The 15,188-nt window shown below is 55.3% G+C and carries 13 protein-coding genes; 6 read left to right on the plus strand and 7 right to left on the minus strand.

The genetic code is table 11. The annotated features are described in order from the left end of the window. Positions 1-197 precede the first annotated feature (197 nt). The gene (locus AC6I8E_RS09190) at positions 198-1,628 is read left to right on the plus strand and encodes a purine-cytosine permease family protein (RefSeq protein ID WP_013357854.1); all 1,431 of its coding nucleotides are present in this window, start codon (positions 198-200) and stop codon (positions 1,626-1,628) included. A 111-nt stretch (positions 1,629-1,739) separates the two neighbouring features. Here the strand turns inward: AC6I8E_RS09190 and AC6I8E_RS09195 are convergent, their stop codons facing one another. Continuing rightward, positions 1,740-3,062, minus strand: coding sequence for an MFS transporter (locus AC6I8E_RS09195; protein WP_147789233.1), 1,323 nt, complete (start codon positions 3,060-3,062; stop codon positions 1,740-1,742). 190 nt (positions 3,063-3,252) lie between these two features. Continuing rightward, the gene (locus AC6I8E_RS09200; RefSeq protein ID WP_147789232.1) at positions 3,253-4,257 is read right to left on the minus strand and encodes a GT-D fold domain-containing glycosyltransferase; all 1,005 of its coding nucleotides are present in this window, start codon (positions 4,255-4,257) and stop codon (positions 3,253-3,255) included. Positions 4,258-4,922: 665 nt separating this feature from the next. On the opposite strand from AC6I8E_RS09200, the gene AC6I8E_RS09205 reads away from it, so the two are divergent. Beyond that, positions 4,923-7,280 (plus strand): membrane-bound PQQ-dependent dehydrogenase, glucose/quinate/shikimate family, encoded by a 2,358-nt coding sequence (locus AC6I8E_RS09205; RefSeq protein ID WP_147789231.1) that lies wholly within the window; start codon positions 4,923-4,925, stop codon positions 7,278-7,280. Between the two features lie 255 nt (positions 7,281-7,535). On the opposite strand, the gene curA is transcribed toward AC6I8E_RS09205, so the two are convergent. Continuing rightward, positions 7,536-8,567 (minus strand): NADPH-dependent curcumin/dihydrocurcumin reductase, encoded by a 1,032-nt coding sequence (curA, locus tag AC6I8E_RS09210; RefSeq protein ID WP_095707204.1) that lies wholly within the window; start codon positions 8,565-8,567, stop codon positions 7,536-7,538. Between the two features lie 231 nt (positions 8,568-8,798). Between curA and AC6I8E_RS09215 the strand changes: the two genes are divergently transcribed. Further along, entirely contained in the window at positions 8,799-9,197 is a 399-nt protein-coding gene (locus AC6I8E_RS09215; RefSeq protein ID WP_095707203.1) for a VOC family protein, read from the plus strand. Next, positions 9,179-9,847 (plus strand): glutamate racemase, encoded by a 669-nt coding sequence (locus AC6I8E_RS09220; RefSeq protein WP_261985086.1) that lies wholly within the window; start codon positions 9,179-9,181, stop codon positions 9,845-9,847. Before AC6I8E_RS09215 ends, AC6I8E_RS09220 begins: the two co-directional genes overlap by 19 nt. On the opposite strand, the gene AC6I8E_RS09225 is transcribed toward AC6I8E_RS09220, so the two are convergent. Further along, complete coding sequence (locus AC6I8E_RS09225) at positions 9,840-10,589, minus strand: DeoR/GlpR family DNA-binding transcription regulator (protein WP_147789230.1); 750 nt, start codon at positions 10,587-10,589, stop codon at positions 9,840-9,842. The genes AC6I8E_RS09220 and AC6I8E_RS09225 overlap by 8 nt on opposite strands. Before the next feature lie 83 nt (positions 10,590-10,672). On the opposite strand from AC6I8E_RS09225, the gene AC6I8E_RS09230 reads away from it, so the two are divergent. After that, positions 10,673-11,257 (plus strand): NUDIX domain-containing protein, encoded by a 585-nt coding sequence (locus AC6I8E_RS09230; protein WP_013357862.1) that lies wholly within the window; start codon positions 10,673-10,675, stop codon positions 11,255-11,257. Between the two features lie 42 nt (positions 11,258-11,299). Here AC6I8E_RS09230 and AC6I8E_RS09235 read toward each other — a convergent pair whose 3' ends face one another. Both AC6I8E_RS09235 and AC6I8E_RS09240 read right to left on the minus strand, forming a co-directional pair. After that, positions 11,300-12,400, minus strand: coding sequence for an NADH:flavin oxidoreductase/NADH oxidase (locus tag AC6I8E_RS09235; RefSeq protein ID WP_147789229.1), 1,101 nt, complete (start codon positions 12,398-12,400; stop codon positions 11,300-11,302). A gap of 180 nt (positions 12,401-12,580) precedes the next feature. Next, positions 12,581-13,330, minus strand: coding sequence for an SDR family oxidoreductase (locus AC6I8E_RS09240; protein ID WP_013357864.1), 750 nt, complete (start codon positions 13,328-13,330; stop codon positions 12,581-12,583). Positions 13,331-13,482: 152 nt separating this feature from the next. Here AC6I8E_RS09240 and AC6I8E_RS09245 point away from each other — a divergent pair, with 152 nt between their 5' ends. After that, positions 13,483-14,406, plus strand: coding sequence for a LysR family transcriptional regulator (locus tag AC6I8E_RS09245; protein ID WP_147789228.1), 924 nt, complete (start codon positions 13,483-13,485; stop codon positions 14,404-14,406). A gap of 14 nt (positions 14,407-14,420) precedes the next feature. Here AC6I8E_RS09245 and uraH read toward each other — a convergent pair whose 3' ends face one another. Next, positions 14,421-14,843, minus strand: a complete 423-nt coding sequence (uraH, locus tag AC6I8E_RS09250) for a hydroxyisourate hydrolase (protein WP_013357866.1) — start codon at positions 14,841-14,843, stop codon at positions 14,421-14,423. Positions 14,844-15,188 lie beyond the last annotated feature (345 nt).

Below are 15,188 nucleotides of genomic sequence, written 5' to 3' on the forward strand. Positions count from 1 at the left end.
CAGGCCTGACATTCCACGCGATCCCAATCATCATTGTCAGCCTGTCGATATCATCACATTTTCCAATGACAGGTTGCCTTGTAACTTGTCGATGCGCATGACATTCTCGCTGATTGTATAGACATGTATCTTCAACCATGAATCGGGAACTTCACCTTTTCAGTTAACGCGTCTCTCACTGTTTCAGCGAGGAATCTATGTCGGTCAAAACATCTGCAGCAGACTATTCAGGCGCAGAGAAACAGCGCCTGTCAGAAACCCGTTCCATTGATTACATCCCGTTGCGCGAACGCCATGGCCATCCCTTTAGCCAGTTTACGCTCTGGTTTGGGGGCAACCTGCAGATCACGGCCATTGTCACGGGTGCGCTGGCCGTGGTGCTGGGTGGCGACGTTGTATGGTCGCTAATTGGCTTACTGGTGGGTCAGATTCTGGGTGCAGCGATCATGTCTTTGCATGCGATCCAGGGACCGCGCCTGGGTTTACCGCAGATGATCACCAGCCGTATGCAGTTTGGCGTGTTTGGTGCCGTTATTCCGCTGGTGCTGGTCTGCATGATGTATGTGGGGTTTTCAGCCAGCGGGACAGTGTTAGCGGGACAGGCGCTGGCTAAACTTATCCATGTCAGCAATTCAGCGGGGATGATCCTGTTCAGCATCCTCATCGTGATCATTGCGGTGCTGGGCTATCGTGTCATCCATCAGCTGGGGAAAGTGGCGAGCGTTATCGGCGTTTTAGCCTTTGTTTATCTTTTCATCACGCTGTTCTCTGCGCATGATTTATCCGCCGTTTGGCAGAATCAGCACTTTACCGTGGCGAATTTCCTGCTGGCGGTTTCCCTTTCTTCATCATGGCAGATTGCCTTCTGTCCCTACGTCTCGGACTATTCGCGCTATCTGCCGGCTGATGTCTCTGCAAAGAAACTGTTCAGCGCGGTTTTTTTCGGCACTGTGCTTGGCACCCAGGCTTCAATGACGCTGGGGGTGATCGTCGCGGCTATTGCCGGTAGTGCGTTTGCAGGTAATGAGGTGGGTTACATCGTGAGCATGGGCAGCACGGCGACCATGGCGATGGTGATTTATTTCGCGATTTGCTTTGGGAAAATCACCTTTACCACGCTGAATGCGTACGGCAGTTTTATGTCACTGACGACCATCGTGTCTGGCTTTCGGCAGCAAACCACGCTGAGTCGGGGCGCACGCATTCTGTTTGTGGTGCTGATGGTGGCGCTGGCCTGCGTCATTGCTCTGCTCAGTGAACCGGCCTTCCTGAAATCCTTCACCCACTTCCTGCTCTTCCTGCTGGCTTTCTTTGTGCCCTGGAGCGCGATCAGCCTGACCGATTTCTATCTGATCACCAAAGGCAGGGTCGATGTCCCGGCACTGTCTCAGCCGGATGGACGCTATGGACGCTGGAATCTGGCCGGTATCACCGTCTATTTCCTGGGGGTGGTGGTGCAACTGCCGTTTATTGATAATCCGCTGCACCATGGCTCGCTGACCTGGATTTTTGCCGGCAATGATGTCTCGTGGATCATCGGCTGGTTTGCGACGGCGCTGTTATGGCTATTCGCCAGCCGCTGGGATCGTCGTGGCAGACCTGAACAGTCAATCTATACCGCTATGTGAAAAGGTAAAAGCCGCCATGAAAGGCGGCTTTTGTTCCGGGCTGAATGTGTGATCGGCAGGGTGTCAGGCTAAGCCGCAATCCTTCATGGCAGGGAACCTCCCTTCCTGAGATTACGCCGCTGAAACATCTGCCGCGCCAGTCTGCGCTTCGGCCACCAGCGGCTTTTCTGGCTGCAGCAGCGTCATCGCCAGCATGCTACCGAAGGCGATGACTGCAGTGACGGTAAACATCGCGTTGTAACCGTAATATTCCGCCAGCCAGCCGCAGAGCATCGGAGAGATAATTGCCGCCAGGTTGGCTATAGCCAGCGTTATGCCGCTGTAGGTGCCGACCGACGCTTTCGGGGTGACATCAATCACTACCGACCAGTAGACATTATTCACCAGCGCATTCAGCGCATTGCCCAGCGTCATCAGTGCGATAATCCCGGCAGCCGACTGCACGTAGGGGATCGCCATAAAGCAGCAGGCGGTGCCACACAGCGTGACCGCCGCAAACAGATTGCGCGCCAGCCGCAGGTTGCCGAAGCGGGCCAGCAGGGCATCGGCAATACGGCCGCCCAGCAGCACGGTGATGCAGGCGCCACTCCAGGGGATCATCGCCACGTACCACAGCGAGTGCAGGTCATAATGGAAATTATCCTGCAGATACTTCGGCATCCAGGTCACCAGGGTAAAGGTGATGTAGAGAAATGAGAAGTAGCCCAGCGCGTTGCAGACCAGCGTGCGGCTGGTAAAGAAGCGCCACCACGGCAGGGAGACGCTGTCGCCTGCGCTGCGGCGCTGAGCGCGCTGGATCAGTGTGCGTTCAGCGGCATTGGTGTGAGGGCTCTTTTCCGGGCTGTCGCTGAAGGTGCGGGCAAACAGCGCCATCGCCAGCAGGGAGAACACACCGAGCAGGATAAACATCATGCGCCAGTCATGGGTCAGCAGCAGCAGGCCAACCGCGATCGGGGCGGTCAGCAGCGCGCCGACCTGGGTTGAGAGCAGGCCGATGCCCAGCGCGAAGCCACGCTCATTGTCGGGTGCCCAGTGGGCAATCGCCTTGTTCATCAGCGCATAGGCCGGGCCTTCAGAAAAACCAAACAGGATGCGCAGGGCCGCAAAGCCCATAATGGCGGAGCCGCCAAACAACGCCATGCCCAGTTCACCGGCCCAGGCGGTGGCGATCTCCAGCAACGACCAGAGCACACCAGCCAGCAGCCAGACTTTTTTCGTGCCGATCCGGTCGGCAAGGAAGCCGCCACACAGCGAACCAAACAGATAACCGAAGCCAAAGTAACCCAGCACCGCGCCGAGCTGGACTTTGCTGAAGTGGTACTCCGCCGCAATGGCGTTGGCCGCAAATGACAGGGCGCCGCGATCAATGTAGTTGATCAGGGCGATCAGGAACAGCAGTGAAAATATGGTGTAACGGTAACGGCTGGATGTCATCTCACGTCTCCTGATTAAATGTCTCAGGAGAGCCGAAGCAAGATTAATGCCGGAAAAGAGGTTCATCCGGCAAAACCAGGGCTGACAGAGGCTGCGGGCTGCTGAGCCTGCGCTTAATGGGTTAAATGATCCCGCTAATTATTCGCCTGCGCATCAATGCGGTGCAGTCATTGCCTGTCGGTGGTGAACCTCAGGCTGCGTTATGATGGGTGCTGCTGACGTGGGGCAGCGGGATAACCACCACTTCCGTTTCCGCCATGGTTGTATCCTGTGGCGTTTCGCCAACGTGCTGCAAAATCTGCCGCTGATATGTCGCATCAGCGACTGTTGTCTGTTCACTCAGCAGTACGCCCGCTTCATTAACATTTTTTCCTGCCACTTTTACTTTGCTGGTGGCACTGGCCAGCATCCATTCATATTCAATGTCGACATGGCCGCTATCAATACAGCGAATTCCGCGCTGACTTAAATCATACGCCAGCACGGTTGCCGTCGGGCCTAAAGAAATTAAGACCAGGTCAAAGTTGACTGCATTCGCTAATACCGTATCGAAGAGACGATCATAAACGGAAAAAGCATTACGGTTCAGCGTCGTAATGCGTTTAATTTCACTGGCCCCCTCCAGTAAATTATTGCCTAATCCCAGACGTGTGCCACTGCCTTCAACAATTAATACCCGGCGACCCTGGTAGAGCTGTTTAAATTTATCGAATATCGTCCTGGATAATTGTTTGCTTTTATAATCGTGATAAGGGCGGGTAACGGAGGTGTTGCCATACAGGTACTGATGATTCAGCAGAGCATCATAATGTTTAAAGTAAAATGATTTATGGAAGAACCAGAACAGGGCCGATCCATTTTTCATATTGCGGGTGGTGCGAAAAGCATCTGGCAGGCAAATCAGACAGTTCGGGTTGTCCTGAGGCGCCTGCTGCAGCAGCGCCTTGAGCCTTGCCGACAGTTTTGGGTCAAATGGCTGAAAGCCAATGTTTTTATACCAGGTCATCTCCAGTTCGCCGTCGCCGTAACGGGCCAGTGATAATTGCGGTTTACGTAATAGCAGATCGATAGTTTCTTCTATCGACATGACGGAATAACGTTTAACCCGTGCCTGCGCGGCAGGATAGCGAATGGCCGCATTAATAAATTTAAACGGGAAGCGAAACTTACGATAAATAGTGTTAAGTGCGGACATAGTTAGCCTTGGGTTATTGCTGTCAGTGGAAATCCCGCCTGCTGGCCGGATAAATTTTTATAAGAGTGACGATATATATCACAGATAAAAGTCGGGTCGGGCTACGGAATATCTTAAAACGTTTTATTCACCAGAATCCCTTTCATTATTAATCTATTCCTTACCGAAGGCAGCGCTAAAAAATAATGGCAGAGCAAAGTCAATTGCCAGAATTAATAATCTGAAAGTCATTGAAACCGCATGAGCGCTGATAACCGGAGGGTTTAAAACAGCTGCGCACTAAGTTTTCTGATTTTAGCATTAAGAGTTGTTGCAGTACTGAGTGAATAAACCATTATGCTTATTTGACACTCGTTATCCCTGTCTGGTCACACTTAAGCTGGCGTTCATGAAGCGCGGCCGGTCTGTTAATTATTCGCTTTTGAACAAAAGGTGCGATAACTCACGGCCTATCGTTAATTTTTTGTGATGAATATCGCGTATTTGCGCCTTAGGAAAGTAAATAAATCGGTCTCAGCGCCCCTGCAGTTGACATTATTAATAAATATTTTTAATGGGTTACGCTTATACACGTTTTTACATATTTCTCACGTAAGTTAAGATCTCGTTGAATTTATGTTTCCAGCTTAATTTTCTGATGACCGCTAATGACCCGAGGATGGATCATGATAAATAAAATAACCAGTGTAATCATGGTGATATTTGCTATCGCCCTGATTTACATGGGAGGACAACTTCTGCTTGCAGGAGGCAGCGCGTTCTATGCGTTGATGGGGGTAGGCGTTCTGCTCAGCGCGATTCTGCTGATGATGAACAAACGCAGTGTACTGACGCTGTATGCGCTGCTGATGTGGATAACGCTGTTCTGGACGATCTGGGAAGTGGGCTTCGATAAGTGGCAGTGGATCCCGCGCGGCGACCTGTTTGGTGTGCTGGGTGTCTGGCTGGCTCTGCCGTGGGTGGTTCGTCCTCTCTATCAGGGACAGCGTCGCTTCCATCCTTTCCTTGGCGGCTCCGTGGTGCTGATGGTGCTGCTGGTGATTGGCCTCTGCTTCTACGATCCGCTGCCGCAACAGGGCACCATCAATACCCAACGTAACAGTTCCGCGACCGGCGGTGCTGCTGAAGAGTGGAACGCCTATGGCGGCACCACAGATGGCCAGCGCTTCTCGGCACTGAAGCAGATCACTAAAGATAACGTTAAAGATCTGGAAGTGGCCTGGACCTATCACACCGGCGATCTGCGTCAGGGTGATGATGCAACCGAGTACACCTTTGAAGCGACGCCGCTGAAAGCCAACGGCATGCTCTACCTCTGTACGCCGCACAACGAGGTTCATGCTCTTGACCCGGAAACCGGTGCGGTGAAGTGGAAAACAGCGCCGGATAAAAACCGCTCTTATCTGCAGCAGCACCAGACCTGCCGTGGCGTGAGCTACTTCGATGCCGGTCAGCAGGCGGAGCAGCAGACAGGCGCATCCCCGGCTATCTGCCGCAAACGTATCTTCAATGCGACCACCGATGCCCGCCTGCTGGCGCTGGATGCCGACACCGGCAAGCCCTGTGCTGAATTTGGTGACAACGGCGTGGTAAACCTGCGCGCCAACATGGGCGAGGTGCGTCCGCATGCGCTGATGCAGACTGCCGCACCACTGGTGGCAGGCAATCTGGTGATTGTTGGCGGTTCTGTGATGGATAACGGCTTCAACAGCGGCAACCCATCGGGTGTCATCCGTGCCTATGATGCCGTTACGGGTCGTCTGGTGTGGAACTTCGATCCGGCTAATCCGGATAACACCGCACCGGTCGCCGCAGGCGCAACCTATCCGCAGGATACCCCGGTCGCCTGGGCTACGCTGAGCGCCGACCTGAAAAACGGCCTGGTCTATGTGCCATTTGGTAACGCCTCGCCGGATGAAATCGGCATTGAACGCGATCCTGCCAGCAATACCGAAAAATTCCGTGATGCGCTGGTGGCACTGGATCTGAAAACCGGTGCGTTCAAATGGCGTTATCAGAGTTCGAACCACGACCTGTGGGATCGCGATAACCCGTCACAGCCGTCGCTGGTAGACATCAACTATCAGGGCAAACCGCAACCGGCGGTGATCCTGCCGACCAAAACCGGCAACCTGTTTGTGCTGAACCGCCTGACCGGTGAGCCGGTTTACCCGGTAGAGCAGGTTAAGGTCTCTACCGATGGCATTAAGGGAGAGCAGTACGCGGCGACCCAGCCGGTCTCCAGCCTGAACTTCATTCCGCAGCCGCTGACTGAGAAGTCGATGTGGGGCATTACGCCGTTTGACCAGATGGCCTGCCGCACGACCTTCCGTGAACTGCGTTATGACGGTAACCCGTGGACGCCGCCAACCGAGAAAGGCTCGCTGATCTTCCCGGGCAATATCGGAGTGTTTAACTGGGGTTCCGTGGCGGTTGATCCACAGCGCCAGATGCTGATTGCGGCACCGGTGCGCCTGGCCTACAAGTACAACCTGATCAAGCGCACGCCGGAAACCGAAACTCAGCGTACCTTCACCAAAGATGGCACACCGTACTGGAATGAGAACTTCCACGGTGACTACGCTATCCACATCCAGCAGATGGCATCGGGGCTGGGTATTCCCTGCATCGCGCCACCGTGGGGACGGATGGTGGGTGTGGATCTGACCACCGGCAAAACCGAATGGCTGCGTCGCGTTGGCACCACCAAAAACCTCAAGACCAGCTTCCTGCCTGGCCGTTTCCCGCTCGGTTTCCCGATGGGGATGGTGGCGCACGGCGGACCGCTGCTGACAGCGGGTGACCTGGTGTTCCACGGCGCAACGGCAGATAACTTCTTCCGTGCTTACGACAGCACCACCGGTGAGCTGCTGTGGCAGACGGAACTGAGCGCGGGTGCACAGGCCACGCCATCAACTTTTATGGGCAAAGATGGTAAGCAGTATGTGGTGATTGCCGCAGGCGGCCATGGCTCGCTTGGCACCACGGCGGGCGACAGCGTTGTCGCGTTCCGTCTGAAGTAATTATGACCTGCTGAGCGCCGCCCTGGCGCTCAGCGTTATTACGCGCTCACCAGGCTAACTTTCGTGCGATATCACGTCTTCACTTTTTTCCTTCTGAATACATTTACTGCTAAACGTCGTCAGTGACAGGTGTGCCTGATTTGCTGGAGAGTCTTTGGGTTACGCGCGGGCCTGAGGCCAGAGAGGTCATACTGCGGGGATAGGGATACTGCATTCAATGCAGCGTGCCACGTCAGTGACGTGGCACGCTAACCATTATGCGCCGACGTTCACCACGGTTTTACCGAAGTTTTTACCATTCAGCATATCGATAAACGCCTGTGGTGCGTTCTCTAACCCTTCAATCATGTGCTCGCGATAGTGGATTTTTTTGCTCTCCACCATAGGACGCATCGCCTCCAGGAACTCCGGATAGCGGTCACCGTAATCCTGGAAGATGATAAAGCCCTGCATACGGATACGGCGCTTCAGAATGCCCGCCATGATCAGTGAGGTTCTGTCCGGGCCTTCAGGCAGTTCACGCTGGCTGTAAGCGGAGACCAGGCCACAGACCGGTACACGCGCGGCAGTGTTAAGCAGCGGGAATACCGCATCAAACACTTTGCCACCCACATTTTCGAAATAGATATCGATGCCATCCGGGCAGGCGTTTTTCAGCTGCTCTTCAAAGTCGGCACTGTGGTGATCAAGGCAGGCATCAAAGCCCAGCGTATCGACCGCGTAACGGCATTTCTCTTCACCGCCTGCGACACCGACGACACGACAGCCTTTCTGCTTACCTAACTGACCTACTGTTGCGCCTACCGGACCGGTTGCCGCGGCGACGACCAGGGTTTCACCCGCTTTCGGCTGACCGATATCCATCAGACCCATGTAGGCGGTAAAGCCTGGCATTCCGAGAATGCCCAGCGCCCATGACGGATGCGGCAGATCGTTGCCCAGCTTCGCAATCTCTTTGCCATCGGAGACGGCATACTCCTGCCAGCCACTCTGCGCCAGCACCCAGTCATCGGTTTTAAAGTTGCTGTTTTTCGATTCGACGACCTGACAGACGGTGCCACCGACCATTGGCTGATCCAGCTCTGCCGGCGCGGCGTAAGATTTACCGTCGTCCATCCGGCCACGCATATAGGGATCGAGTGAGAGGTAGATAGTCTTCAGCAGCACTTCGCCTTCTTTGATTTCCGGGATGGGCTGCGCCACATGGCGGAAATTCTCTTTGGTCGGCTCACCGTGAGGGCGTGAAGCCAGTAACCATGCATGGTTCTGGGTTGCTTGTTCAGTCATATTGTCTTCCTTTTATAGCCGGGCGATGCACTGGGCATTGCCATATGAATACCGGGAAAGTGTAGATGACTGCGGCGGGAATGCATTTAGCGCTGTGAGCGGTAAGCGGATTTTGCGTCATTTGCAAATACGGTCGTTTGATGGAACTGCCTGGGCGGTTGTTAGCATCCAGGATCACAGGAAGCGCTGAAGAGTGTGATAAATACCAGTGAACTGAACAGGGAGAGAACCATGACTACTCAGCATTTGCGTATTGCCCGACCTGTGACTGATCTGAAACAAAGCAGTCAGATCTATTGCCACGGGCTGGGGTTGCAGGAAATCGGTGAGTTTACCGATCATCAGGGTTTTAGTGGTGTGATGCTGGGCGCGGAGGGATTGGGCTGGCATCTCGAATTCACACTCTGTCATACCCATCCCGTCCGGCCAGCGCCAACGGAAGACGATCTGCTGGTGCTTTACATTCCCCACCAGCCAGACTGGCTGTTTCGTTGTACTTCTATGGATGACGCAGGCTTCCAGCGGGTGTCATCCTTTAATCCTTACTGGGATCAGCAGGGCGTGACATTTATCGACAAGGATGGTTATCGTGTCGTTATCCAGCATGGCTTGTGGCAACCCACACGCTGACCCTGCACCCATCAGAAAAGGAACTCACCCTGAATATTCTTTGCTTCCACACCGCTGCCAGCAATATCGCGATCTTTGATGATGCCGCCAGCGGACTTACGCGTGACAGCTCGCCGCTAAATCACCTGGTGATGCCTTCGCTGCTGGCCGAGGCGGAACGCAGCGGCGGGATGACGGCGGAGTTACGCTGCCGTATCGCGCAACTGATCAAAGCAATGCTGCCGCAGTTTGATGCCGTACTGATTACCTGTTCCACGCTGGGACCGGTTGCCGATGATTTCTCCGTGCAGGATCGTGTCATGCGCACCGACGGCATGTTAGCGGCGGCGCTGCAGCGTCATACGGGGCCGAGGGTGGCGCTCTGTGCGGCAGAATCAACGCTGGCGGCGACGCGAGCGCTCTTTTGCCAGCCCGGCAGCCAGACAGAGGTTGCGCTGGTGGAGGACGCATGGGCGGCGTTTAAAGCGGGGGAGACAACACGCTATTTTGCCCTGATCGCGGCAGCCGCAGAGCAGGCGTATCAGCAGGGCGCCGTTGCGGTGGCCCTGGCGCAAAGCTCAATGACGCCGGTTGCCCAAAAGTTTCCCGCGCCCCGACGACCACTGACCGGCCCGCATCTGGCTTTGCAGGCCTGCTACGATCTCAGATGATCGTTACGCTATGCTGGCTCAGCGCCTGTTGCAGCGCGTCGTCCGGCTGCGTTTCTACAACCAGCGTGCTGGCCAGCGACAAGTCGCCAATGGCAAAGGCTGAGGCGGAATTCAGCTTTTCGGCTGACGCCAGCACTACGGTTTCTGCTGCACGTCCTGCCAGCGCACGCTTCACCGTCGCCTCTTCGAAATTGCCGGTAGTCAGTCCGGCAGCCGGATGCACACCGGTAACGCCCATAAAAAAGAGATCGGCATTAATGCGATTGATCGACTCCAGCATCGCCGCGCCCACGGTCACCACTGAATGCTTATAGAGCTGTCCGCCAATCAGTATGATCTCCACCAGTGGATAATTGGCTAATGCCAGCGCCACGCTGGGACTGTGGGTGACGGCGGTAAAGCTCAGCGTTGCAGGTAACTGTCGCACCAGTTCCGCGCTGGTGGTCCCGCCATCAATCAGTACGATCTGTCCCTGCTGGATCAGCGAAACCGCCTTTTGGGCAATGATCTGCTTTGACGCAGCCTGCATGCTTTTGCGTGTTTCAAAGTTGCCCAGCGCAGCGGAAACCGGCAGCGCACCGCCATGCACCCGCTGCAATAAACCTTCCGCTGCCAGCTCACGCAGGTCACGGCGGATAGAGTCCTCAGAGAGGTTGAAGCGCTGGCTGAGGTCGCGCGACTGCACTTGTTTTTCCTGAGCGAGCAGGGCAAGGATTTTCTGTTTACGCTGGCTGGATAGCATCTCTTTCCTTTGCGTGTTTTTTCTTGAATGTGCACGATTTTGCATGATAGCGTGTGGGCTGTCTACTTATCCTGGAGAGCACCATGCAGCAGAACCAATCCCGTGTGCGCATCATCAGTGAGCAGTTGCTGTCAGATAACTGGTATACCCTGAAGAAATATACCTTCTCGCTGCTGCGCCGTGATGGCCAGTGGCAGGAGCAGAGCCGTGAAGCGTATGACCGGGGCAACGGCGCAGTCATCCTGCTCTATAACCGCGACAAACGCACGGTAGTGCTGACCCGGCAGTTTCGCTTTCCGGTTTTCCTCAACGGGCATGATGGATTTATGATTGAAGCGGCCGCGGGCCTGCTGGATAACGCCTCGCCGGAAGCGCGCATTGTTGCTGAAGCGGAAGAGGAGACGGGTTTTCGCGTCAGCCGCGTTGAGAAGGTGTTTGAAGCCTTTATGAGCCCCGGTTCGGTGACGGAAAAGCTTTACTTCTTTATTGCTGAGTATGACGACCAGCAGCGCAGCGGTGAAGGCGGCGGGATAGCGGAAGAGGGTGAGGATATCGAGGTGCTGGAGATCGGTTTCGACCAGGCGTTGCAGGCGATTGACCAGGGTGAGATTGTGGATGCTAAAACCATCATGCTGCTGCAGCATCTGCGACTCAAAGGCATTTTATAAGAAAGCGGGCAGAGCGCCGTCTATGCGTTCTGCCCGTAAAGCTTACTGATCCTGCGTCAGAATGCCTTTAACATCGTGCGGTTCAGAGCGCAGATACTGAGGCGGAACCTGAACTTTACCTTCCAGCACAGCCGCGGCGTGCCATGGCCAGCGTGGATCGTAGAGAATACCGCGCGCCAGAGCGACCAGATCGGCATCTCCCTGCTGAAGCACACCTTCCGCCTGCTGCGGTTCCGTAATCAGGCCAACCGCAATCACCGGAATCGACACCTGTTCGCGGATATCGCGAGAGAATGGCACCTGATAGTTTGGCCCGACGCTGATTTTCTGATCTTCCGACAGACCTCCACTTGAGACGTGGATATAAGCGCAGTTCAGCGCTTCCAGCTCACGTGAGAAGGCGATCGACTGCTTAATTTCCCAGCCGCCTTCAACCCAGTCCGTAGCGGAAATGCGCACGCCTACCGGCACGGACGCGGGTACGGCTTCACGGACGGCTTTGAACACCTCAAGCGGGAAGCGCATACGGTTTTCCAGCGAACCACCATATTCGTCACTGCGCTGATTCGACAGCGGCGACAGGAACTGATGCAGCAGATAGCCGTGTGCGGCATGGACTTCGATCAGCTCGATGCCCAGGCGTACCGCGCGATGGGCGCTGTCGACAAAGGCTTGTTTTACCCGCTGCAGATCGTCAATGCTCATCGCCAGCGGTTTCACTTCACCCTCGCTGTAGCTCACAGCTGACGGCGCCACGGTCTGCCAGCCGCCGGCATCTGGCGCAATCTGCTTACCGCCTTCCCAGGGCACGGCGCATGATGCTTTGCGGCCCGCATGGCCAAGCTGAATACCCACCGGGATAGAGGAGTAGCGGCGCACATCTTCCAGCACTGTTTTCAGCGCGGCTTCATTGTCATCATTCCATAAGCCCAAATCGCCGGGAGAGATACGACCAATGTCCTCGACGGCAGTGGCTTCGATAATCATCAGACCCGCGCCGGAAAACGAGAGCTGACCAAGATGGATACGGTGCCAGGCAGTGGCATTACCCACTTCAGCGGAGTACTGGCACATCGGCGCAATCACAATGCGGTTATCCAGCGTAAGTTCGCCCAGTGAGACAGAAGAAAAAAGTTGGCTCATGTTATCTCCATGGTGTTATGACGGACGTGACAGGCAATAACTATAGCGGGGGATTGACCGGGCGGGATGATTGCAACGTGACTTTTTATGACTGCGGCTGGGCTTAGCTGAGTACACCGCTGCGCTTAGCCAGTGAGATGCAGACCCCGCTGCCGTCGCAACAGGGTCTGTTATCAGCACTCAGACCTGCGCCATTCCGCCATCGACAAACAGCTCTGTCGCATTGATAAAGCTGGCGGCATCTGACGCGAGAAAAGCAACGGTTCTGGCCACTTCCTGCGGTTCTCCCAGTCGGCCAAGCGGTATCTGCGCGGCCAGCGCATCAAACAAGCCCTGACGCTGATCTTCACTGACCAGACCACCCAGCCCCGGCGTGCGGATCGGGCCGGGACTAACGACATTAACCCGGATACCGCGATCTTTCAGATCCAGCGCCCACGAACGGGCAAAGTTACGCACCGCCGCTTTACTGGCACTGTATACGCTAAAGGCCGCTGTACCCTGTGAAGCAGCGGTTGATCCGGTCAGAATGACTGACGCGCCATCAACCAGCAGAGGCAGGGCTTTCTGCACAGTAAAGAGCACGCCGCGCACGTTGGTGCCAAAGATCCGATCAACGTGCTCTTCAGTAATCGCGCCCAGCGGCAGCATGTCGCCGCCTCCGGCGTTGGCGAACAGAATATCCAGCCGTCCGGCCTGCGCCGCAATGCGGGAGTAAACGTTGTCGAGATCGTGCAGCTGAGAGGCATCGGCCCGCATACCGCTGACGGTTCCGCCGATTTCAGCGACCGCAGCATCCAGTTCCGCCTGACGCCGGCCGGTAATAAATACCTGCGCGCCCTGTGCCGCCAGTTCCCGTGCGGTGGCCAGGCCAATTCCGCTGGTTCCGCCTGTTACCAGCGCAATTTTTCCTGCAAGTGATGCGTTCATTAGCGTTTCTCCGAATGGTGGCATTAACAGATTTATCTCTTCCCGGTCAGCGGGGCTGCCGGACTGATGGCTACTGTAAAAGAGCAGGATTGACGGATAAATCCGCAAAAATGAAAATGACTATCCATGCTGGTGGATAATAGGGGACATAAATGGATCAGCTGCTGGCGATTAAAGCCTTTTCACGGGTAGTGGAAAGCGGCAGTTTTACCCGCGCGGCGGACTCGCTGAACATGCCGAAAGCCACGCTGAGCAAGCTGGTTCAGGAGCTGGAAGCGCATCTCTCCATCAGACTTCTGCAGCGCACGACCCGACGCGTGACCGTTACCCCGGAGGGGCGGGAATACTATGAGAAGGCACTGCGTATCCTGCACGATCTGGAGGATATCGATGCCTGTTTCAATGCGCTGCGCAGTAAGCCGCGCGGGCATTTACGTGTCGATATCGGCGGATCGACCGCGCGGGATATCCTGATCCCGCTGTTGCCTGACTTCTTTGCCCGCTATCCGGATATTACGCTCGACCTTGGCGTCTCCGATCGTCCGGTCAACCTGATTAGCGATAACGTTGACTGTGTGATCCGTGGCGGTCCCCTGGCTGACTCTTCACTGGTCGCCCGACTGATTGGTCACGCCACGCTGATCACCTGCGCGACACCCGCCTATCTGAAAGCGTCTGGCGTGCCTGCCTATCCTGATGAACTGCGTAACGGGCACCGGCTGGTGAGTTACCTTTCGCCGCTAACCGGCAAGCCATTTCCGCTACGGTTCGAACGGCAGGAAGAGAAAATTGAGATCATCAGTGCGCATCGTATTGGCGTCAATGAGAGTAACGGGCATCTGGCCGCGGGACTGGCAGGGCTGGGGATTATTCAGACGTTCAGCTATTCGCTGTCATCGATTCTGCGGCGGGGTGAGATGGTGGAGATCCTGCGCGACTGGCGTCCCGCGGGCTATCCGTTTCATCTGGTCTATCCGCAAAACCGGCACGTGACGCAACGGTTACGGGTCTTCATCGACTGGCTGGTGGCCCGTTTTCCGGAACGTGTCGCGGGAGAGGGGGAATCCGGCACCTGAGTGCCGGACGGTCATCAGTTGCCGCGATAGGTGGAGTAACCAAAGGGGCTCAGCAGTAACGGAATATGGTAATGCTCACCGTTCGCTTCCATGTTGAACTCAACCGGGATCTCCGGGAAGAAGGTCTTCTGGTTGCTCTTTTTATAGAAGTCACCGGTTTTAAATACGACGCGGTAGCTGCCTGCGCTGGCCGTTTTGTCCTGCGGGAACAGGGCACTGATACGACCGTTGTTATCGGTGACGCCTGACGCCAGCTTCACCCAGTTATCCTGCTGTTTCTGATCCAGTTCAACTTCAATACCGGCTGTTGGCTGGCCTGTCTGCAGATTAAGAACGTGCACGCTCAGCGGGTTTTTCGCGGTAGCCGGCTGGGCTGCGAGAGCGGATGCGCCAGAGGTCATCAGTAATGTAGCAATCAAAGCATATGAAGTTTTCATCAATGTTTCCTTTATTGACTGTTTGAGGTCAGGTGACAGTGCTGAGAGAGTAATGTGCCTGAGGTCAAAGGGATAATTCGTCGAGGGAAATGTGAAATTTCTGAGAGAGGGATGTGACTTTAGTTACATCATACAAAAACTCTTTCAATATATTGTTCAGCATCAATGCGGTTATAGCTCACCACGAAAAAGGGGCTCCAGGTTAAATTTCCCTTACATCCCGCAGAGAAAGCAGGGCGGCAACAGGTTTAAATCGGTTTTATATGACGCGAGTCAATGAGTTACAGAACCCACTAATGAAAATACCCAGCGCGGCGCTGCCGACATCGCCATCACACGTGAGTA

This window comes from Pantoea sp. X-Soil-YNGN-785, from assembly GCF_059730585.1.